Annotated in this window: 18 protein-coding genes; 7 read left to right on the forward strand and 11 right to left on the reverse strand. The window is 59.3% G+C overall.

The annotated features are described in order from the left end of the window. Nucleotide 1: 1 nt before the first annotated feature. The 5 genes from CE636_RS06960 to yegS all read left to right on the forward strand — a co-directional run bounded on the left by CE636_RS06960 (nucleotide 2) and on the right by yegS (nucleotide 6,448). Nucleotides 2-1,417 (forward strand): MFS transporter, encoded by a 1,416-nt coding sequence (locus CE636_RS06960; RefSeq protein WP_017899360.1) that lies wholly within the window; start codon nucleotides 2-4, stop codon nucleotides 1,415-1,417. Continuing rightward, entirely contained in the window at nucleotides 1,414-2,910 is a 1,497-nt protein-coding gene (gene baeS / locus CE636_RS06965; protein ID WP_017899359.1) for a two-component system sensor histidine kinase BaeS, read from the forward strand. Before CE636_RS06960 ends, baeS begins: the two co-directional genes overlap by 4 nt. Then, the gene (baeR, locus tag CE636_RS06970; RefSeq protein ID WP_004201558.1) at nucleotides 2,907-3,629 is read left to right on the forward strand and encodes a two-component system response regulator BaeR; all 723 of its coding nucleotides are present in this window, start codon (nucleotides 2,907-2,909) and stop codon (nucleotides 3,627-3,629) included. The genes baeS and baeR overlap by 4 nt, the downstream gene beginning before the upstream one ends. A gap of 318 nt (nucleotides 3,630-3,947) precedes the next feature. Beyond that, nucleotides 3,948-5,309, forward strand: a complete 1,362-nt coding sequence (gene yegQ, locus CE636_RS06975; protein ID WP_017899358.1) for a tRNA 5-hydroxyuridine modification protein YegQ — start codon at nucleotides 3,948-3,950, stop codon at nucleotides 5,307-5,309. Between the two features lie 242 nt (nucleotides 5,310-5,551). Further along, on the forward strand, nucleotides 5,552-6,448 hold the full coding sequence (yegS, locus tag CE636_RS06980; protein WP_017899357.1) for a lipid kinase YegS: 897 nt from the start codon (nucleotides 5,552-5,554) through the stop codon (nucleotides 6,446-6,448). A gap of 240 nt (nucleotides 6,449-6,688) precedes the next feature. Here yegS and CE636_RS06985 read toward each other — a convergent pair whose 3' ends face one another. The 10 genes from CE636_RS06985 to dalD form a co-directional block, all read right to left on the reverse strand. Continuing rightward, entirely contained in the window at nucleotides 6,689-7,462 is a 774-nt protein-coding gene (locus CE636_RS06985; RefSeq protein ID WP_004180550.1) for an ABC transporter ATP-binding protein, read from the reverse strand. 10 nt (nucleotides 7,463-7,472) lie between these two features. Continuing rightward, nucleotides 7,473-8,336, reverse strand: coding sequence for an ABC transporter ATP-binding protein (locus CE636_RS06990; RefSeq protein WP_004175147.1), 864 nt, complete (start codon nucleotides 8,334-8,336; stop codon nucleotides 7,473-7,475). Continuing rightward, the gene (locus tag CE636_RS06995) at nucleotides 8,308-9,213 is read right to left on the reverse strand and encodes an ABC transporter permease (RefSeq protein ID WP_004200464.1); all 906 of its coding nucleotides are present in this window, start codon (nucleotides 9,211-9,213) and stop codon (nucleotides 8,308-8,310) included. The genes CE636_RS06990 and CE636_RS06995 overlap by 29 nt, the downstream gene beginning before the upstream one ends. Then, complete coding sequence (locus CE636_RS07000) at nucleotides 9,210-10,247, reverse strand: ABC transporter permease (protein WP_017899356.1); 1,038 nt, start codon at nucleotides 10,245-10,247, stop codon at nucleotides 9,210-9,212. Before CE636_RS07000 ends, CE636_RS06995 begins: the two co-directional genes overlap by 4 nt. After that, nucleotides 10,244-11,866 (reverse strand): ABC transporter substrate-binding protein, encoded by a 1,623-nt coding sequence (locus tag CE636_RS07005; RefSeq protein ID WP_017899355.1) that lies wholly within the window; start codon nucleotides 11,864-11,866, stop codon nucleotides 10,244-10,246. Before CE636_RS07005 ends, CE636_RS07000 begins: the two co-directional genes overlap by 4 nt. Before the next feature lie 119 nt (nucleotides 11,867-11,985). After that, nucleotides 11,986-13,140 (reverse strand): mandelate racemase family protein, encoded by a 1,155-nt coding sequence (locus CE636_RS07010; RefSeq protein WP_002912648.1) that lies wholly within the window; start codon nucleotides 13,138-13,140, stop codon nucleotides 11,986-11,988. A 297-nt stretch (nucleotides 13,141-13,437) separates the two neighbouring features. After that, nucleotides 13,438-14,100, reverse strand: coding sequence for an HAD family hydrolase (locus CE636_RS07015; protein WP_017899354.1), 663 nt, complete (start codon nucleotides 14,098-14,100; stop codon nucleotides 13,438-13,440). A gap of 49 nt (nucleotides 14,101-14,149) precedes the next feature. Next, entirely contained in the window at nucleotides 14,150-15,427 is a 1,278-nt protein-coding gene (gene dalT / locus CE636_RS07020; protein ID WP_004201568.1) for a D-arabinitol transporter, read from the reverse strand. A 70-nt stretch (nucleotides 15,428-15,497) separates the two neighbouring features. After that, nucleotides 15,498-16,961, reverse strand: a complete 1,464-nt coding sequence (gene xylB, locus CE636_RS07025; protein ID WP_017899353.1) for a xylulokinase — start codon at nucleotides 16,959-16,961, stop codon at nucleotides 15,498-15,500. Between the two features lie 9 nt (nucleotides 16,962-16,970). Beyond that, entirely contained in the window at nucleotides 16,971-18,338 is a 1,368-nt protein-coding gene (gene dalD / locus CE636_RS07030) for a D-arabinitol 4-dehydrogenase (protein WP_017899352.1), read from the reverse strand. 206 nt (nucleotides 18,339-18,544) lie between these two features. Between dalD and CE636_RS07035 the strand changes: the two genes are divergently transcribed. After that, nucleotides 18,545-19,486 carry a sugar-binding transcriptional regulator gene (locus tag CE636_RS07035; protein ID WP_017899351.1) on the forward strand — a complete coding sequence of 314 codons (942 nt, stop codon included), beginning with the start codon at nucleotides 18,545-18,547 and terminating at the stop codon, nucleotides 19,484-19,486. A gap of 14 nt (nucleotides 19,487-19,500) precedes the next feature. Here the strand turns inward: CE636_RS07035 and CE636_RS07040 are convergent, their stop codons facing one another. Beyond that, nucleotides 19,501-20,502 carry a substrate-binding domain-containing protein gene (locus CE636_RS07040; protein WP_017899350.1) on the reverse strand — a complete coding sequence of 334 codons (1,002 nt, stop codon included), beginning with the start codon at nucleotides 20,500-20,502 and terminating at the stop codon, nucleotides 19,501-19,503. Nucleotides 20,503-20,757: 255 nt separating this feature from the next. Here CE636_RS07040 and CE636_RS07045 point away from each other — a divergent pair, with 255 nt between their 5' ends. After that, nucleotides 20,758-21,507, forward strand: coding sequence for an SDR family oxidoreductase (locus CE636_RS07045; RefSeq protein WP_017899349.1), 750 nt, complete (start codon nucleotides 20,758-20,760; stop codon nucleotides 21,505-21,507). The last annotated feature ends 2 nt before the right edge of the window (nucleotides 21,508-21,509 follow it).

Consider the following 21,509-nt stretch of genomic DNA (forward strand, 5'->3'; position numbering starts at 1 on the left):
GATGACAGACCTCCCGGCCAGCGTGCGCTGGCAGCTATGGATAGTGGCGTTCGGCTTCTTTATGCAGTCGCTGGACACCACCATCGTCAACACCGCCCTCCCCTCGATGGCCAAAAGCCTCGGGGAGAGTCCGCTGCATATGCATATGATCATCGTCTCCTATGTCCTGACGGTGGCGGTGATGCTGCCGGCCAGCGGCTGGCTGGCCGACCGGGTCGGGGTGCGCAATATTTTCTTTACCGCCATCGTGCTGTTTACCGCTGGATCGCTGTTTTGCGCCCAGGCCAGCACCCTTGACCAGCTGGTGATGGCGCGGGTGCTGCAGGGTATCGGCGGCGCGATGATGGTGCCGGTCGGCCGCCTGACGGTGATGAAGATCGTCCCGCGCGATCAGTACATGGCAGCGATGACCTTCGTTACCCTGCCGGGCCAGATCGGCCCGCTGCTCGGCCCGGCGCTGGGCGGGGTGCTGGTGGAGTACGCCTCCTGGCACTGGATCTTCCTCATTAACATCCCGGTGGGGATCGTCGGCGCCATCGCCACCCTCTGCCTGATGCCCAACTACACCATGCAGACCCGACGCTTCGATCTCGCCGGCTTTGTGCTGCTGGCGGCCGGGATGGCGACCCTGACCCTGGCGCTGGATGGCCAGAAAGGGCTCGGCATTTCCCCCGCCTGGCTGGCGGGACTGGTGGCCGTCGGCCTCGCCGCCCTGCTGCTCTACCTGTGGCACGCTCGCGGTAACGCCCGGGCGCTGTTCAGCCTTAACCTGTTTCGCAACCGCACCTTCTCCCTTGGCCTCGGCGGCAGCTTCGCCGGGCGCATCGGCAGCGGCATGCTGCCGTTTATGACCCCGGTGTTTCTGCAGATCGGCCTCGGTTTTAGCCCCTTCCACGCCGGGCTGATGATGATCCCGATGGTGCTCGGCAGCATGGGGATGAAGCGGATCGTGGTCCAGGTGGTCAACCGCTTCGGCTACCGTCGGGTGCTGGTCGCCAGCACTCTGGGGCTGGCGGCGGTCAGCCTGCTGTTTATGTTTTGCGCCCTGGCGGGCTGGTATTACGCGCTGCCGCTGATCCTGTTTCTGCAGGGGATGATCAACGCCAGCCGCTTCTCGTCGATGAATACCCTGACCCTGAAAGATCTCCCGGACGATCTGGCCAGCAGCGGCAACAGCCTGCTGTCGATGGTGATGCAGCTGTCGATGAGTATTGGCGTGACCATCGCCGGGCTGCTGCTGGGGCTGTACGGCCAGCAGCATCTGAGCCTCGACGCCGCCGGCACCCATCAGGTCTTTCTCTATACCTATCTGAGCATGGCGGCGATCATCGCCCTGCCGGCGCTCATCTTTTCCCGGGTACCGGATGACGTCGGCAGCAATACCGTCATCCGTCGACGCAACAGGAGTGGATCGTGAAATTTTGGCGCCCGGGCATTACCGGCAAGCTGTTCCTCGCTATTTTCGCCACCTGCATCGTGCTGCTGATCAGCATGCACTGGGCGGTGCGCATCAGTTTCGAACGCGGGTTTATCGATTACATCAAGCGCGGCAATGAGCAGCGGTTAACCATGCTTAGCGACGCGCTGAGCGAGCAGTATGCCCAGCACGGCAGTTGGGCGTTTCTGCGCAACAATGACCGCTTTATCTTCCAGCTGCTGCGCACCTTCGAACGGGATAATGACGACCGCTCGCCGCCGGGGCACGCCATGAAGCCGGGGGCGATGGACGCGCCGGACGCCGGTCCCGATGGGCCGCCGCCGGATGGTCCCCCTGACGGCCCGCGCCCGAGGCCGGAAATGCCGCCCCACGGCTGGCGCACCATGTTCTGGGTGGTCGATCAGTCTGGCCGGGTGCTGGTGGGCCCCCGCGAGCGCGTGCCGGAGGACGGCAGCCAGCGCAGCATTATGGTCAACGGCGTGGAGGTAGGCAGAGTGATCGCCTCGCCGGTGGAGCGGCTAACCCGCAATACCGACATTAACTTTGACCGGCAGCAGAAGCGCACCAGCTGGCTGATTGTCGCCCTCGCCACCCTGCTTGCCGCGCTGGCCACCTTCCCGCTGGCCCGCGGCCTGCTGGCGCCGGTGAAACGGCTGGTGGAAGGCACCCATAAGCTGGCGGCGGGCGACTTTTCCACCCGCGTGACGGTGACCGGCGGCGATGAGCTCGGCCGCCTGGCGCAGGATTTTAACCAGCTCGCCAGCACCCTGGAGCGCAACCAGCAGATGCGTCGCGATCTGATGGCCGATATCTCCCATGAACTGCGTACCCCGCTGGCGGTGCTGCGCGGCGAGCTGGAGGCGATTCAGGACGGGGTCCGGCGTTTTACCCCTGAATCCATTCCCTCTCTGCAGGCTGAAGTGGCCACCCTCACCAAGCTGGTAGACGATCTCCATCAGCTGTCGATGTCCGATGAGGGAGCGCTGGCCTACCAGAAAACCTCGCTGGATATCATCACCCTGCTGGAGGTGGCTGCAGGCGCTTTTCGCGAGCGCTTCGCCGGCCGGCAGCTGAGCATCCAGGTGTCGCTCCCGGAGCAGGCGATGATCTTCGGCGACCGCGACCGCCTGATGCAGCTCTTTAACAATCTGCTGGAAAACAGCCTGCGCTATACCGACAGCGGCGGCAGCCTGCACATCACCGCCCGCCGCAGCGGACGGATGCTGGTGATCGACTTCGCCGACAGCGCCCCCGGGGTCAGCGATGAGCAGCTGGCCCGCCTGTGCGAGCGCTTTTACCGGGCAGAAGGATCGCGCAACCGCGCCAGCGGCGGCTCCGGCCTTGGGCTGGCGATTTGCCTCAATATCGTAGCGGCCCACGGCGGCACCCTGCGTGCCGACCATTCGCCTTTTGGCGGGGTTAGCATTAAAGTTGAGTTACCTCTGGAACATGATTTACCGAGAGACGTATGACTGAATTGCCTGTAGATGAAAACACCCCGCGCATTCTTATCGTGGAAGATGAACCCAAGCTCGGCCAGCTGCTGATTGATTATCTGCAGGCCGCCGGCTATGCGCCTACGCTGATTAACCATGGCGACAAGGTCCTGCCCTACGTTCGCCAGACTCCGCCGCACCTGATCCTGCTGGATCTGATGCTGCCCGGTACCGACGGCCTGACGCTGTGCCGCGAAATTCGCCGCTTCTCCGACGTTCCGGTGGTGATGGTGACGGCGAAAATCGAAGAGATCGACCGCCTGCTGGGGCTGGAGATTGGCGCCGACGACTATATCTGCAAGCCCTATAGCCCGCGGGAAGTGGTCGCCCGGGTGAAAACCATTCTCCGCCGCTGCAAGCCGCAGCGCGACCTGCAGGCGCTGGACGCGCAGAGTCCGCTGATTGTCGACGAGGGCCGTTTTCAGGCCTCGTGGCGCGACAAGCTGCTGGACCTCACCCCCGCCGAGTTCCGGCTGCTGAAAACCCTCTCCCAGGAGCCGGGGAAGGTCTTCTCCCGCGAACAGTTGCTCAACCATCTGTATGACGACTATCGGGTAGTGACCGACCGCACCATTGACAGCCACATCAAAAACCTGCGGCGCAAGCTGGAGGCGCTGGACGCCGAACAGTCGTTCATCCGCGCCGTGTACGGGGTTGGCTACCGCTGGGAAGCCGACGCCTGTCGGCTGGCGTAGTGAGCCTTTTCCCGGCTCGCGCTGCGCTTAGCCGGGCTACAAGTCCACCGCCCTCTGCAATCCGTAGCCCGGGTAAGGCGTTTACGCCGCAACCCGGGAAACTCCATAGAGTCTATCCCACCAGGCGTTATGAGCGCTGTCAGTGTGAGCACTGCCCAGGTTCAAAATGGCAAACAAATTAGCCATACTGAAAGATACCCATCTGATATTTACTCCCCTTCGCCGCGGCGCTACAATGCCCGCCCTTAATGTGGGGACACTCCCCAACTCGCCGCACCAGGTGCGGCGAATCTGACCTGTCATCAGAACGAGAACACCATGTTTAAACCAGAACTCCTTTCCCCGGCGGGAACGCTGAAGAATATGCGTTACGCTTTCGCCTATGGCGCCGATGCCGTTTATGCCGGCCAGCCGCGCTACTCGCTGCGCGTGCGTAACAACGAATTCAATCACGAAAATCTGCAGCTCGGCATCAATGAAGCCCACGCGTTGGGTAAAAAATTCTATGTGGTGGTCAACATCGCCCCGCATAACGCCAAGCTGAAAACGTTTATTCGCGATCTGAAGCCGGTGGTGGAGATGGGTCCGGACGCGCTGATCATGTCCGATCCGGGTTTAATCATGCTGGTGCGGGAAAACTTTCCGGATATGCCGATCCATCTTTCGGTGCAGGCCAACGCCGTCAACTGGGCGACGGTCAAATTCTGGCAGCAGATGGGCCTCACCCGCGTGATCCTGTCGCGTGAACTGTCGCTGGATGAAATCGAAGAGATCCGCCGCCAGGTGCCGGAGATGGAAATTGAGATTTTCGTCCACGGCGCGCTGTGCATGGCCTACTCCGGCCGCTGCCTGCTCTCCGGGTATATCAACAAGCGCGACCCGAATCAGGGAACCTGCACCAACGCCTGCCGCTGGGAATACAACGTGGCGGAAGGTAAAGAGGACGACGTCGGCAACATCGTTCACAAATATGAGCCGATTCCGGTGCAGACCGTGGAGCCAACCCTCGGCATTGGCGCGCCGACCGATAAAGTCTTTATGATCGAGGAAGCCAAACGTCCGGGCGAGTACATGACCGCCTTCGAAGATGAGCACGGCACCTACATCATGAACTCGAAAGATCTGCGGGCTATCGCCCACGTTGAGCGTCTGACCCAGATGGGCGTTCACTCGCTGAAGATCGAAGGCCGCACCAAATCCTTCTACTACTGCGCGCGCACCGCCCAGGTTTACCGCAAGGCGATCGATGATGCCGCCGCCGGCAAACCGTTCGATACCAGCCTGCTGGAAACCCTTGAGGGGCTGGCCCATCGCGGGTACACCGAAGGCTTCCTGCGCCGCCATACCCATGACGATTACCAGAACTACGAATATGGCTACTCCCTCTCCGAACGCCAGCAGTTTGTCGGCGAATTCACCGGGGAGCGGAACGGCCCGCTGGCGGCAGTGGCGGTCAAAAATAAGTTCAGCGTTGGCGACAGCCTTGAACTGATGACTCCGCAGGGTAACGTCAACTTCACCCTCGAGCATATGGTAAATGGCAAAGGCGAAGCCATGCCGGTGGCCCCGGGCGACGGCTATACCGTATGGTTGCCTGTGCCGGACGACCTGCCCCTGCAGTATGCGCTGCTGATGCGCAACTTTACTGGTCAGACAACCAGAAACCCGCACGGTAACTAGTTAATTTGCGTTATTTTTTCACGATGTAAGGATATTAGAATCGGATCACATACCGTTTCGATCGAAACAGGTATCATCCATTTCGCTGAAAAACATAACCCATAAATGCTAGTTGTACCAGGAACCACCTCCTTAGCCTGCGTAATCTCCCTTACGCGGGCTTATTTTTTTGCCTCTCTTCCGGCCTTCACTTGCGTCATGCGGTACACTTTATGCAACATTGAGCAATAAAGGTTCCCTTGATGATGTCTACGTTTCCTGCCAGCTTACTGATCCTTAACGGCAAAGGTGCCAATGAACCGCAGCTACGCGAAGCGGTTAACCTGTTACGCGATGAAGGGATTGATATTCACGTCCGCGTGACCTGGGAAAAGGGCGATGCCGCGCGGTTTATCGATGAAGCCCTGCAGCTGAACGTTGAAACGGTGATCGCCGGCGGCGGCGACGGCACGATTAATGAAGTGGCGACCGCGCTGGTGGAGCGCGGCAGCAACATGGCGCTGGGGATTTTACCGCTGGGCACGGCCAACGACTTCGCCACCAGCGTCGGTATTCCACAGGATCTGGCCAGCGCCCTCAAGCTGGCGATCGTCGGTCGCGATGTGCCGATAGATATCGCCCGGGTTAATGATAAGACCGGCTTTATTAATATGGCGACCGGCGGGTTCGGCACCCGGATCACCACCGAAACGCCGGAAAAGCTTAAAGCCGCGCTTGGCGGTGTCTCTTATTTAATCCACGGCCTGATGCGCATGGATACCCTGAAGCCGGACCGCTGCGAGATCCGCGGGGAGAACTTTCACTGGCAGGGCGATGCGCTGGTCATCGGCATCGGCAACGGCCGCCAGGCGGGCGGCGGCCAGCAGCTATGTCCGGAGGCGTTGATTAACGATGGTCTGCTGCATCTGCGCATTTTCACCGGCGAAGAGCTGATCCCTGCCCTCTTCAGCACCCTGGCGAATCCGGAAAACTCGCCGAATATTGTCGACGGCGTCTCCTCCTGGTTTGAGATCACCGCCCCCCATGAGATGACGTTTAACCTCGACGGCGAGCCGCTCAGCGGAAAAACCTTCCGTATGGAGCTGTTACCGGCGGCCCTGCGCTGCCGGCTGCCGCCCGACTGCCCGCTGCTACGCTGATCAGGCTTCGCAAAGCAAAGACGGTGCCCGGCTGGTATACAGCAGCCGGGTTCGTTGATTGAGCCTCTGAATGTTAAGGTAAAACGGCACCTGCGGCTGCAGGAAAAACCTAGGCAGGATATCGATCCAAACAACGCGCTTACATTAATAGACGATACCTACAACCACAAAAAACCTATAACATCAAATAGTTACCTATTAAAATGGGCGCATCTGCCGTGAGACAATGCGCCATAAAGCTTAGTATTCCGCCACCTCACGCGCCATTTCGCGCGTATATTGCCGACTGGCGTTAACCAGCATCTGCGTATAGGCCGTCTGCGCCTGGCCGCTGACCAGCGCATCGACCGTCAGGGTTTCGAGGATCTTCCCGTACTGCATCACCGCCACTTTCTGGCATAAGTGGGCAATAACCCCAAGATCGTGGGTGACCATCAGGTAAGTGAGCTTAGCCTCCCGCTGCAATTCTGCCAGCAGGTTAAGGATCTCAGCCTGCACCGACACATCCAGCGCCGACGTCGGCTCATCCAGCAGCAGCACCTGAGGCTCAAGAATCAGCGCTCTGGCTATCGCCACGCGCTGCCGCTGCCCGCCGGAGAGCTGATGCGGATAGCGCTCGCGAAAGGCGCGGTTGAGGCCAACTTTATCCAGCAGCACATTGATCCGCCGGTCGCGGTCGTTGATACGATGGATCTGCAGCGGCTCTTCGAGGATATCGCCAATGGTGTGACGGGGATGCAGCGATCCGTAGGGGTCCTGAAATACCATCTGCACCTGACGGCAGCGCTCGCGGCTAATTTCATGCCCTAAGGGCTGAGCATCGATGGTCAGTTCCCCCTGCCAGTGGGTAAACAGCCCCGCCAGGCACTTGAGCACCGTCGTTTTACCGGAACCGGACTCTCCTACCAGACCGTAGATCTCGCCGGGCTTAACGTGGAAACTGACGTCATACAGCACCTGGTTACGCTTCTCCCCCTCGCCAAACGCGAGGTTGAGATGTTGAACTTCAATCATTATCCGCTCCTTAATCCGTTAACCAGCTGGCCTGACGCTGCAGCACCGGCAGTATCGGGCGACGATGCTGCATATCCGGCAGCGAGTTAATCAATCCCTGAGTGTAGGGGTGACGGGCGTGATCGAGATCTTTAGCGGCGATGGACTCCACTACCCGTCCGGCGTACATCACCAGCACCCGGTCGCAGAAGCTGCGCACCAGGTTGATATCGTGGCTGATAAAAATCAGCCCCAGCCCGCGCGACTGGACCAGGTCATCCAGCAGGCCCAGCACCTGCAGGCGCACCGACACGTCCAGCGCGGAGGTGGGCTCATCGGCAATGATCAGCTCCGGGTCGGTAATCAGCATCATGGCGATCATGATGCGCTGCCCCTGTCCGCCGGATATTTCATGCGGATAAAGCTGATAAACGCGCTCCGGCTGGCGAATACGCACCACCTCCAGCATCTCCAGCGCCCTGGCTTTCGCCTCATCTTTGCGCCCGGGATGATGAGTAAGCCAGGCCTCGGCGATTTGCTTACCCACGCAGACCACCGGATTAAGCGAATATTTCGGGTCCTGCATAATCATAGAGATACGTTTGCCGCGTACGCCGCGCATCTGCGCTTCGCTAAGATGCTGCAGATCGAGGTCGGCAAACTGCATCCGGCTGGCGCTGACGCGGGCCTTTTTCGGATGCAGCTGCAGCAGCGCGCGCCCAACGGTGGACTTACCCGAACCGGACTCGCCGACAATAGCCAGCTTCTCATGCCCCAGCTGGAAGGAGACGCCGCGCACGGCGTGGGTCACCGCGCTACCGTTAACAAAGTCGACGCACAAATCGCGCACGTCGAGCAGCGGTGCATTATTCACTACGGGGATCGAGGATGTCACGTAGGCCATCTCCTAAGAAGTTGAACGCTAAGCTATTGATCAAAATCGCCAGCCCCGGAATGGTTACGACCCACCAGCACTCCATCATATAAGTGCGCCCGCTGGAGATCATCGCTCCCCACTCCGGCTCTGGCGGCTGCGCGCCGAGGCCGAGAAAGCCTAGGCCGGCCGCGGTCAGAATGATCCCGGCCATATTCATGGTGATACGGATAATGACCGAGGGCAGACACAGCGGCACGATATGGCGCCAGAGGACGCGGGCCGATGAAGCGCCCTGCAGACGCACGGCGGAGATAAAATCAGCCTGGCGCAGAGAGAGCGTTTCGGCGCGCGCCAGACGGGCAATCGGCGGCCAGGCGGTCAGCGTGATGGCGATAACCACGTGCTCCAGCCCCGGTCCTAAAGCGGCGACAAACGCCAGCGCCAGGACCAGACTCGGGAAGGAGATGAAAATATCGGTGACGCGCATCAGCACCATATCGACTTTACCGCCGAAATAGCCGGCACTGACGCCCAGCAGCAGTCCGAGCGGACCGACGGTCACTGAGACCAGCAGCACGATATAGAGCGTGATGCGGGAGCCGTACACCAGGCGACTAAAGATATCTCGGCCAAACTCATCGGTGCCGAACCAGTGCTGCGCATTCGGCGCGACCAGCGCACTATTCAGGTCCTGTACCAGCGGGTTATAAGGCGCAATCAGCGGCGCGAAAATCGCCACCACCAGCAGCATAAAGATAATTCCTCCGCCGATGGCCGTGAGCGGATTGCGCGCCATTTTGCCGATAAACCCGACGGCCCGCGCCGCCGCGCGTTGCAGCCGCTGACGGCCTTCGCCCGCACCACCCGAAAGCGGCGAATCCAGAGAAACGGTCATGATTTTGTCCTCGGGTCAAAGAATTGATACAGCATGTCGGAGAGCAGGTTGAGCATCACGAAGATCACTCCCACCAGCAGCACGCAGCCCATCACCGCATTCATATCGCCCAGCAACAGGCTACCGGTAAGATAGGAGCCGAAACCCGGCCATGAGAAGACGGTTTCAATCAGCACCGCGCCTTCCAGCAGCGCGCCGTAGGCCAGCGCCACCACCGTCAGCAGCTGCACGAGGATGTTACGAAACGCATGGTTCCAGATGACCTGACGCTCGGTCAGCCCTTTCACCCTCGCGGTAATAATGAACTCCTGCGACAGCTGGGCCAGCATAAAGCTGCGGGTCATACGGCTGATATAAGCCAGCGAGTGAAAACCCAGCAGCGAGGCGGGAAGAATCAGATGATTAATGGCGTTCCAGAACACCTGTCCGTTTCCTGCCAGCAGCGCATCAACGGTCATCAGGCCGGTACGGCGCGGCACAATGCCGTCCAGACCGAGGTCTACCCGCCCGGCGCCGCCCACCCAGCCGAGCCAGGCATAGAACACCAGCAGCCCCATCATTCCGACCCAGAAAATCGGCGTCGAGTAGCCCGCCAGGCTGATAATGCGTACCACATAATCGGAGACGCTATTGCGCCGCGCCGCCGCCAGCACGCCCAGCGGAATTCCGAGACCCGCGCCGACGAGAATCGCCATCGTCGCCAGCTCCATGGTGGCCGGGAAGACGCGGATAATATCGTCCACCACCGGTTTCCCGGTCAGCAGCGCATTGCCCAGATCGCCGTGCAGCAGGTTGACGAAATAGATGCCAAACTGGGTGGTCAGCGATTTATCAAACCCCAGCTGCTGGTAAACCTGCTGATAGGTACTCTGGTCAGCATCCGGACCGACGATCGCCAGCACCGGGTCGATAGGCATGACGCGGCCAATGGTAAAGGTCAGCAGCAGCAGGCCGAACAGCGTAATCACCACCTGCAGCAGCCGTTTGGATAAGCGCCGGCCGCGTGAGCCGGGCGTAAGGATTGCGGTACTCATCCTTTCTCTCCTTCGCGGACTTTATAGACGTCACGCAGAAAAGTGGTGGCGGAGGGGTGCGGCTGATACTCCCGTACCTCGTTGCGCACGACGACCGAATCAACCATCTGCGAAAGCGGAATTAAAGCCGGAACCAGCTGGTCGTAGCGTGTCTGGATGGCCTGGTAGTCAGCCACCTGTTTTTGCGGATCGCGTTCCAGCAGGGCCTGGTCAATCATCGTATTCAGTTGCGGGTCGTAAAAACCGGTACGCCAGCCCTGGAAGTTGGTCAGGCGCGCCTTATCGCTGTTATCCGGGTTATAGACCAGCGCGCGCAGGCTGGAGTGCGGATGCGGCTCCATCCCGCTGCCGCCGCGACCTACCAGCAGGTCAAATTTACGCTCGCGCATTGCGCCGTAGATCTGGTTACCAGTGCCGGTGATGATTTTGGCGTTAATCCCCGCCTGCATCAGCGTCGACTGCACGGCGATAGCGATGTTAAGAAATGGCTGATCGGAGAGTACCCGCAGCGTGGTATCAAAGCCGTTGGGATATCCCGCTTCCGCCAGCAGCTTTTTCGCCCGCGCCACATCCAGCCTGTAGCCGGGATCGGGTAGCGTGGACGGCATTCCCGCTTTGATAGGCCGCTGGTGCAGCACGCCGTAGCCCGGCATCAGCGCTTTATTGATACCCTGGTAATCAATCAGATAGCGCACCGCCTCGCGCACTTTCGGATTGGCGAAGTGCGCCTCTTTCATGCTCATCGCCACGTAGTACATGGTGCCGCGCTGCACCGCATCGACGGTCAGCTGCGGATCGCTGCGCAGGGCGTTGATATCGGAAACCGCCATATTGTTGACAATATCAAGGTCGCCTTTTTCGATCATCAGGCGCAGAGTTTGCGACTCCTGGAAATGACGCAGTACCACGCGGCTCATTTTCGCCTCGCCGCGCCAGTAGTCAGGGTTGCGCTTCATGCGCAGCACATCTTTCGCCTGCCAGGTTTCGAGGATAAACGGCCCGGAACCGGCTTCATGGGTGGTTAGCCAGCGGTTACCCCAGTCGTTATCCTGCTGGTGGCTTTGCACCGTTTTACTGCCCAGCACTCCGAGGTTGCCCAGCGCCGCCAGCGAGTAAATCACCAGCTGCGGATCGTTATCTTTGGGTAATACGATTTGCACCGTGAAGCGGTCCGGCGCGCTGACCTGGCTGTCGATATTTTTCTTACTGAAGCCATAGGATTTCCATACTGAGGCTTGGGCCAGGTTGAGGTGCAGGATGCGCCGCATTGACCACACGACGTCGGCGGCGGTCAGCGGGTTGCCGGAGTGAAACTTAACGTCATCGCGCAGATGAAAGGTCAGGGTTTTGCCGTCGGGGCTGATATCCCAGGATTTCGCCAGCGCGGGCCTGACGGTGGTGAGCTGCTCAGGGTCAAGCTCCACCAGCGAGTCGTAGAGGTTGACCACGATCCCCACCACTTCGTTACCGGTCATCGCCGCCGGGTCAAGGGTGAGCAGGTTATTCATATTCATGCCGATGATCAGCTGGTCGGGCGGCGTTTTCGCCACCGCCTCCCCGCTCCCCATCGACATGGCGAGCGCGAGAATACACGCTCCCAGTAAGGAGGTTTTTTTCATATCTCTGTTTGCCTGTACTGTAGGGTACATGTTGCCGGATGGCGGCATTTTCGGCTTATCCGGTCTACCGGGCCGCAGGCTCGATAAGCGCAGCGCCATCGGGTATTTATTTTTTTAAATCAGTCGTGGCTAACGGTATTGGCTTCGATATACGCAAAATTAATGTCTTCACCGAGACCCGGACGTTGTGACAAATGCACAAATCCCTGGTCATCCATCGGGTCGACAATGCTGTTGAGATAGGCCGCCGGTTCATCGTAGTCGAGGAACGGATGCAGCAGGCCGCGCTCGTACCAGCGGCAGTTGCGGATCGCGCCCACCACCGCGAGGCTTGCCGCTCCGTTGCCGTGGACTTCGCAATCCATGCCGAAAGATTCCGCCAGCGCCGCCACCTTCATGGTCGGTGTAATCCCCCCCACGCCGTTAGCGCCGGCGCGCAGAATGTCGCAGGCCCCGGCTTTCACCCATTCGGCGCGCATGTGGTGCTTGCCGCCGAAGCTCTCCGGCCCGACGATGGGAATCGACAGGTTTTCCGCCAGCCACGCATAGGAGGACATCGAATCCTCCTCCATCGGCTCTTCAAACCAGGCGAAATTGAGTTTTTCCAGCTCTTTGCCGATCCACAGCGCCTCGGCGCGGCTGTACCAGTGATAGCCATCAATCATCAGGTCAATATCCGGCCCTACGGCTTCGCGCACCGCCGCGCAGGCTTTAATGTCCATTTTGGGATTGGGCGCAAAAGAGATTGGCGGCATCCAGGTGTGCAGCTTGATGGCCTTGTAGCCGCGGGCGACCAGCTTCTCAGCAAAAGCGGCATACTCTTCCGGGGTCGACAGGCCGCCCGGCAGATCGTCGCCGCACATGGTGCTACCGTAAGCCGGGACAGTGTCGCGATAGCCGCCGAGCAGCTTATAAACCGGCATCTTAAGGCTGCGGCCGATCAGGTCCCACAGCGCCTGTTCAACAAACGACAGCGCGCGCTCCGTTAGCTGATGTGCGCTGCCGCGCTGCCAGTGGTTAAGATCCTGCCAGATACGCTCACGGTTAAACGGGTCCTGTCCCACCAGCACTTTGCGAAAAAAAGTATTCACCACGAACGGGCGCACGACTTCCGGAGGCGCAAACGAAAAGCCCTGCGCCCCATCATCAGCGGTGATGGTCAGCATCGCCATTTTGGCCATGCTTTCAACCCCCGGATGGGAGTGCCCGGCGCTGTCGGAAACCCGACGAGTGGGATATTGGAAAACGGTGACATTCACAGATTCAATTTTCATGCTCGGTCCTTATCACGGCCAAATCCGATCGACATAATCAAATCGGCAAAGCGGTTTCACATTATTGAAAATACGTTTCAATATATAATCTAAGCACAACTTCGTAGTAGTGCCTCGGACAAACACCGCTAAGCAAGGCCATAAATTTGGGCATTGGCACAACAAGACGTGACTGTTTTCACAAAAGATGAGCGAAATGTGAGGCAGATCGACCAGGAGAAAAAAGGGCGTGAGCGCAGAGAAGAGATTAACCGACCAGCTACATCCCGGGAATGTCTGCGCCCACAAATGGCTGACTTAAACCGCCGCCGCTGGCTCCGCGCTAAGCGCTTCCAGCAGTTCAGGTAAGGTTTGATAGCGGCCAGCGGCGGCCTGAAAACGCGCGTGCTGGCTATCTTCTGCAATCACTATCGTGGCAATCCCCGCCGACTGGGCCGCGCAAAAGCCGGTAAAGCTATCCTCAATCACCAGACACTGGCTGGCGTTGAGATTGAGCTTCCGCAGCGTCGTGAGGTACACCGCCGGGTGCGGTTTGCCGCGTGGTTCATCATCTGCGCTGGAGATCGCGTCAAAAAAGTGCCAGAGCGAGAGCTTGTTCAGCACGGCGGCGATAACCTGGCGGGATGATGATGTGGCGAGCGCAATTTTATAGCCGGCAGCGCGAAAATAGCCTAACGCCTCCTGCACCCCACGCATCGGCTCGCCATCGGCGGCAATCAGGCCGGTGATGCGCTGCAATATGGCCTCTTCCAGCAGCGATGGGGCAAGGTTAAGCTGAAAATAGCGGCACCAGGTGTCGGCGATTTCGTCGAGACGCTTGCCCTTGGTCAGGGTTTCACACTCAGCCACGCTCGCCGTTGCTCCCCACTGCGCGAGGGCGTCAATCTGCGCCTGGCGCCACAGCGCCTCGGAATCAATAATCACGCCATCCATGTCAAAAATAACCGCCTGCATACTCATTCGTTCACCTCATTAAGGCTGGCATGGAGCCCATGCCAGCCACATCACCTTAAGAGAATTCAACCTGCTCACGGGCAGTCGCTTCCTTGTGGGAAAATCCCGGCTGCTCCACGCGGATAAACGCACAGAGGAAAAAGGCCACCACGTACAATGCGGTATAGGCGATGACTACCCCAATGGTGCTGAAGAACGGCAGCAGCACCACGGCAATCGCCGGAGCGAGAAAGTTAGACATCCCCGCCGACAGGTTATACACCGAAATCGCCGCGCCTTTGTGCTTCGGCTCCAGCGCAGGGAACACGGCGGCCAGCGGCACAAAGGCGGCGACAAAGATCCCAAGGGCGATGGCCGGGATCAGCGCCATCGCAAAGCTGTGGCCAAAGTGCTGAGGGATGTAGTAAAACGCCAGGCTGGAGAGCGCCATCCCGATGCAGCCGAACCAGCGCACCACCTTCATCCAGCCCAGTTTTTCACCCAAAATGCCCCACAGCACGTTAGAGAAAATGGTGGTGAAGAAGAAGACCGCCCACACCTGAAGCCATTCTGAAGTGGTAAAGCCCAGCTCATCAACGAACATCATCGGCATAATCACCGCAAACCCGAACAGCGAGAGGGTATTGATGATCCTGACCATGCTCGACAGCAGAATATTGCGGTTGGTATACAGCAGCGTCGCGGCGCGTCCCAGCTCGGCAAACTTCTCACGGGTGGTGAGATTCTGCATATGCTGCGGCGTTTGAATATGGCGCAGGGAAGCCAGAGCAATCCCCCCCCCGGTAAGGCAGAAGGCCAGCGCCAGCCACAGGGTGCCCATTTCGCCAATATGCGGAATGGTGAAACTCGGAATATAGCTGCCGAAGACCCCGATGCCGATGGAATAGACCGCCCAGAACCAACCGATGGCCGAGCTGGCGTTGTCGCTTTTGACGTTATGGACAATCGCCACGATAAACGAGTAGAGGAACAGCGGATAGGCGAAGCCGCGGATGCCGTAGAAAAGCAGGATCAGCGCATAGTTGGCGTGACCGAGGCCGAAAACGAGGAACAGCACGTGGAACACGCACCACAGTACGAAGCCAATCATCATCGTTTTCAGCGGGGTGATAATTTCCGCCACCACGCCGGAAATCCACGCCGACAGCGCGGCGGCCAGGCCGTAGAGGGTAAAGGCAAAGGAGGCCTCCGCCGGAGAGAAGCCTAGCGCTTTGATATAGTGCGAGAGAAAAGCTAATTCAAAACCGTCGCCGGTCATAAATACGGCAATGGCGATGTATCCCCAGAGCAGGTTCAGGGGTAAACCGAGCCACTGTTTATTATTGATAGACATAATGACCTCGTTTTCAGGGTACAGGGTGGCCGCTCCGCGACGTTCAACGAAGCGGCTGTGGTGGTGAAAATTAGTGCTGCCGATAGTGCAGATCGTTTAAATACAGGGCCTTAAACTGCGCGTAGCGTTGCATCAGGGTGTGGTGGCGAACAGGATCCGCACGCCAGGTCTGCCAGACTTCCGGTTTTTCACACACCGCGTCAATGGGTTTGCCCGCCGCCAGGCAGGCCAGCCGCGCCGCGCCCAGTGCGCCGCCGGTCTCTCCGCCTTTGTGGGTCACCACCGGCATAGCGAGAATATCGGCCAGCAGCTGGGCCCAGAACGGACTGCGGGCGCCCCCGCCCACCAGCGAGCACTGCGCGATCGGCGTCCCGCTCTCTTTCAATGCCTGCAGACCGTCATTGATGCCAAAGCTCACCCCCTCCAGCACCGCGTAGCCGAGCTGGGCACGCAGGCTGGAGTGGGTCATGCCCCAGAAGATGCCGCGGGCGTCAGGATCGTTATGCGGGGTTCGTTCCCCGGAGAGATAAGGCAGGAAGAACGGCGCGTTGGCTTTCTCCTCCTCGCTTAGCTCGGCAATCTCCGCCAGCAGCGCCACCTCCGTGGTGCCGGTGAGGCGGCAGAACCACTGCAAACAGCTGGCGGCGCTAAGCATCACGCTCATCTGATGCCACAGGTTCGGCAGAACGTGACAAAACGCATGGACCGCCGACTGCGGCGCCGGACGATAGGCGTCGGTCACCACAAACAGCACCCCGGAGGTACCGAGCGAAATAAACGCGTCCCCCGGCGAGACCGCGCCGACGCCAATGGCGCTGACTGCGTTATCGCCGCCGCCCCCGGCCACCACCACCGAGGCGTTCAGCCCCCAGCGCGCAGCCACCTGCGGGTCAAGGGTGGCGGAAACCTCACAGCCTTCCACCAGCGTCGGCATCTGGCTGCGCGACAGGCCGCATTTATCCAGCAGCGAGTCGGACCAGTCGCGCTTCGCCACGTCCAGCCACAGCGTTCCGGCGGCGTCCGACATATCGGAGACTTTCTTCCCGGTCATCCGGTAGCGCAGATAATCTTTCGGCAGCAGCACCGTGGCGGTGCGCTGAAAGTTTTGCGGCTCGTGACGACGCACCCACAGCAGCTTCGGCGCGGTAAAGCCCGGCATCGCCAGGTTGCCCGCCACCTGATGCAGCTCCGGCGCCATCTCCTCCAGCTCTGCGCACTCTGCGGCGCAGCGGGTGTCGTTCCACAGAATGGCCGGACGGATCGTCTCCCCCTTTTCATCCAGCAGCACCGCGCCGTGCATCTGTCCGGAGAGGCCAATCGCCTTGACGGCCGACCAGTGCTGAGCGCATTTTTCCCGTAGGGTGGCCATCAGGTACTCCGTCGCCTCCCACCATAACTCCGGCGATTGTTCTGACCAGTGCGGATGAGGCCGCTGAATGCTCAGCGGCGCGCTATGGCTGGCGATAACCTGATTGTTCTCATCAATGATCAGCGCTTTGACTTCCGATGTGCCAAGATCGATACCCAGATACATAGCCACCTCTTATTTAATCAGCGTGTAAACGGCGGCGACTTTCTCGCGCATCAGCGCCAGGAAATCCGCGTTGTTGGCGAGATCACCAAACAGGGCTTTATCACGGGCGAAGACAGCCACCGGATCCTGAGCCTCGAACATCTCATGCACCGCCTGCGCATCCAGGATGCCGTCCTGGTACTGATACGGCAGAGTTCCCTTGTGCCACTGCTCCATAAAGACGAAGAACAGCGCCGGCAGCATGGCGGTCGCTTCCGGACGGACGCCGCGCTGATAGCACTCCTGCAAGGTTGGCGCGATCATCGCCGGAATCTTTGAGAAACCATCGGCGGCAACGCGCTGGTTGGTGTCCTGGATATGCGGGTTGGTAAAGCGCTTGAGCACCACATCGCGGTAGGTCGGCAGATCAATGCCGTTATCGCCGAGGCAAGGAATGACATCCTCCGTGACGTAGCGGTCGGCAATGGCGTAGATAGCATCGGTGAACGTGCTTTCGTGAATATACTGCTGGCCGATTAAGGTCCCCGCCCAGGCAATGCAGCTGTGGGACGCGTTCAGGATGCGGATTTTCGCCTCTTCATAGGGGATAACCGACTCGACCATCTCCACGCCGACCGCTTCCAGATTTGGGCGGGCATCGCGGAAGTTGTTCTCCACCACCCACTGGATAAAAGTCTCGCCCATTACCGGCGCCTTATCGTCAATGCCGGTTTGCGCTTTGATACGGGTCGGCAGATCGGCCGCCGGACGCGGGGTGATGCGGTCCACCATGGTATTCGGACAGGTGGTATTCACGGCCATCCAGTCAATCACCGCCTGTTTGCCGGTAAGCTGCAGGAACTCCACCATCCCGTCGTGGAAGCGCTCACCGTTATGCCGCACGTTGTCGCAGTTGAGCAGGGTCAGCGGCCCGGCGTTGTCCGCCATGCGCTTTTCCAGAATTCGTGCGAGGGTGCCGTAAATGGTTTTGCATTCGCCTTTCAGGTCGGCCTGCAGATCGGGGTTGCTGGTTTCCAGCTGATGGCGGGTGTTCAGGTAGTACCCCCCTTCCGTCACGGTAAAGGCGATAACTTTTGTTTGCGGATTGGCCCCTTCGTTAATCAGCGGCTGCAGCCCTGCCTGCCACGGCAGCAGTTTCTGAATAGAGGTGATTTCTTCATATTCGCGCTCCCCTTCCGGGCTGACGGTCTCCAGCACGTAACGTCCTCCCTGCGCCGCCAGCGCCTGCACCACCTGCTCGGCGTCGTTGCGGATATTGCCCGCCGCGATGCGCCAGCGCTTATCCCCGGAAGCGATCAGACGATGCAGATACCACGCCTGATGCGCGCGATGAAAAGAACCCAGACCAATGTGAAGCCATGTGAATTGATTGTTCATGTTCTGCTCTCCTTGAGTTGATGGCGCCACTGTAATTGATCATTTGACCAAAATAAGAGCCACAGATCACAAAAGAACAATTACTCAATTAAATTACAAATGACCAGTCAAGAGCAAAAGCTTGCCAGTTATGCCAACCACGGCGAGAATGCGGGTATTCGCCGGGCCAATTGCGTGCCCAGGCCAGCAACTTAGGGCGGGAGACCATGAGTAAAGAAGACGATATCCGGTTGGATCAGAAGGTGCGTGCCGCATGGATGTACTACATCGCCGGCCAGAATCAGAGCGAGATTGCCAGCCAGCTGGGCACCTCCAGACCGGTGGTGCAACGGCTGATCGCCGCCGCGAAAGAAGAAGGGATTGTGTCGATTAATCTGCACCATCCAGTGGCGAACTGCCTCGATTATGCGCAGTTGTTGCAGGAAAAGTATCAGCTTCTTGAGTGCAATGTGGTCCCCGCCTTTAGCGAAGAAAGCACCCTCGATAGCGTATCGTTTGGCTGCTATCAGCTGATGGCTCGCTACCTGCAGGATGATAAAGAGAAAATCATCGGTCTGGGCTCGGGCCTGACCCTGAAAAAAGCGCTGCAGCGCATCGATTTCGACAGCCTGAATACCCGCTGCGTGGCGCTGATCAGCGCCATGGACGCCGACGGGCAGTGCAACTATTACGATGACGTGCCCCTGCTGCTGACGAGCAAAATAAAAGCCAAGTACTATCAGTGGCCGGCGCCGCGCTACGCCCAGACCGCGGATGAGTATGAGATGTGGTGCACCAATCGCTTATTCCGCAGCGTCTCTGGCGTCGCCCGGGAGGCGGACGTGATTTTTGTCGGTATTGGTCCGCTGGGCACGCAAAGCCCGATCTTTAAAGACGGATTTATCAATCAGGCGCAGATGGATGAGCTGACCGCCCGCGGCGGCATCGGGGAGATCCTCGGGCGGTTTATTGATGCAGAAGGCGAGGTGGTCGACAGCGAGATCAACCGCATGATCACCAGCTATGATATCCGCCAGAACCACTGCCCGCGGATTGCCGCGGCCTGTGGAGAATACAAACGACCGGCGATCCTGGCCGCCCTTAAAGGCGGCTGGATCAACGGCCTGGTGACCGATGAACATACCGCTCGCTGGCTGCTGACGCGCTAACGGCAAACAGCGACTCAGCTGCTGCTCATCAGTCGCGGCGGAATTTCAATCCGCTGCTGGCTGGCTTCGCCGGCGTCAATAATCGAAAAAACAGCGTCCAGCATCGCCGGTACGTCCTGCTGCACCATGTCGATATCGTGCCCCAGCAGATAGACAAACGGATCCCAGTCGAAGCAGCCCATCGGCGGCTGCTCGCTGCCGGTCAGCCCCACCTGCGACAGCCAGCGCACAACCCCTTCAAGGGATATCGTCGAGTTAACAAATATCCCCTGCAATAGCGTCTTCGCGCTGCCAAACCGCTCCTGCAGGCAGTCCTCAACGTGACCTTTCGAATAGCCGGGAGCCAGAATATTCGCCTGCGGCACGCTCACCCCCTGCTCGTGATGCGCATCGTGGAAACCGCGTAAACGCTCGCTGGTGTTATGGTCGCTGCTGCGCCCGCCGATGAAGGTCAGCGGCGCCAGCGATCCCCGACGGCGGGCGCTGTTAGCGAGGATCTTGTGGGTCAGCGCTTTCGCACCGCCGTAGTTATCCGAAATCACCGACGGAGAGAGAGACCCCGGCAGGTCGAGATTGACCGTAGGCACGCCCGCCTGCTGGCAGAGCGCGGAAATTTTATCCGGATTGGTCGCCCCGGTCGCGATCACCCAGTCAACCTGCCAGGAGAGCATCGCTTTTACCGCTTCGAGCTCCAGCTCCGGGCTTCGGCGCGTACAGGTGATAATCGGCAGCAGGCCACGCTCGCGGGCCATCTCCTCAAAGCGTTCGGCGACGGAACCGAAGTAGCGGTTATCGTATTTGGGGATAATCATGCCAATGACGTGTGATTTTTTACTGCGCAGCATGCTGGCCTGGCGGTTAATCGCATAGCCCTGCTCCTCAGCAATCCGGGTCACCTTTTCGGCAAGCTTTGCGCTGATGCGGCGTTTTTTCCAGTTACCGTTGAGGATAGCGCTCACCGCGCTCGCCGAAACGCCGGAAAGCTCCGCCAGGTCGTAAATTGTTATCTTCTTCATTTTTCCAACTTGCGTCACAAAATCATGTCGCTGTTAATTTCCCCACTTGCTCAATCGATGAAGCGAGCGCAACATAGCTTCATCGATTGAGCATCCATTTCACGCCAGGAAGTACGCGCGCATACTGCCTTAACATGCCAGCAAGCCTGAATAATGATGCTGATATTCAATATGTTACCAGGTTTTTGTCCATAACCTCGAACGCGATGCCCTCGGGTTCGATAGTTTTAACCAGACACGGCAAAGGATTATAAAATGAACCACTCTTTCTCCTCTATGAATACTTCCCTCAGCGGTAAAGTCGCCGCGATCACTGGCGCGGCGTCCGGTATCGGCCTCGAGTGCGCGAAGACCCTGCTGGGGGCTGGCGCAAAAGTAGTGCTAATCGACCGCGAAGGCGAAAAGCTCAACAAACTGGTCGCCGAACTTGGCGAAAACGCCTTCGCTCTGCAGGTGGATCTGATGCAGGCGGAACAGGTCGATAATCTTCTGCAGGGCATTTTGCAGCTTACCGGGCGTCTCGATATCTTCCACGCCAACGCCGGCGCCTATATCGGCGGGCCGGTGGCCGAGGGCGACCCGGACGTCTGGGACCGCGTGCTGCACCTCAACATCAACGCCGCCTTCCGCTGCGTGCGCAGCGTCCTGCCGCATCTGATCGCGCAACAATCCGGGGATATTATTTTCACCAGCTCCATCGCGGGCGTGGTGCCGGTGATCTGGGAGCCTGTCTATACCGCGTCGAAATTCGCTGTGCAGGCGTTTGTCCACACCACTCGTCGTCAGGTGGCGCAGTATGGCGTGCGCGTCGGCGCCGTACTGCCGGGCCCGGTGGTGACCGCGCTGCTGGACGACTGGCCAAAAGCCAAAATGGATGAAGCGCTGGCCAACGGCAGTCTGATGCAGCCGATTGAAGTGGCGGAGTCAGTGCTGTTTATGGTGACGCGTTCGAAAAACGTCACCGTACGCGACATTGTGATCCTGCCGAACAGCGTGGATCTCTGACC

Origin of the sequence: Klebsiella sp. LY (assembly GCF_004010915.1) — a bacterium.
Classification (GTDB): domain Bacteria; phylum Pseudomonadota; class Gammaproteobacteria; order Enterobacterales; family Enterobacteriaceae; genus Klebsiella; species Klebsiella quasipneumoniae.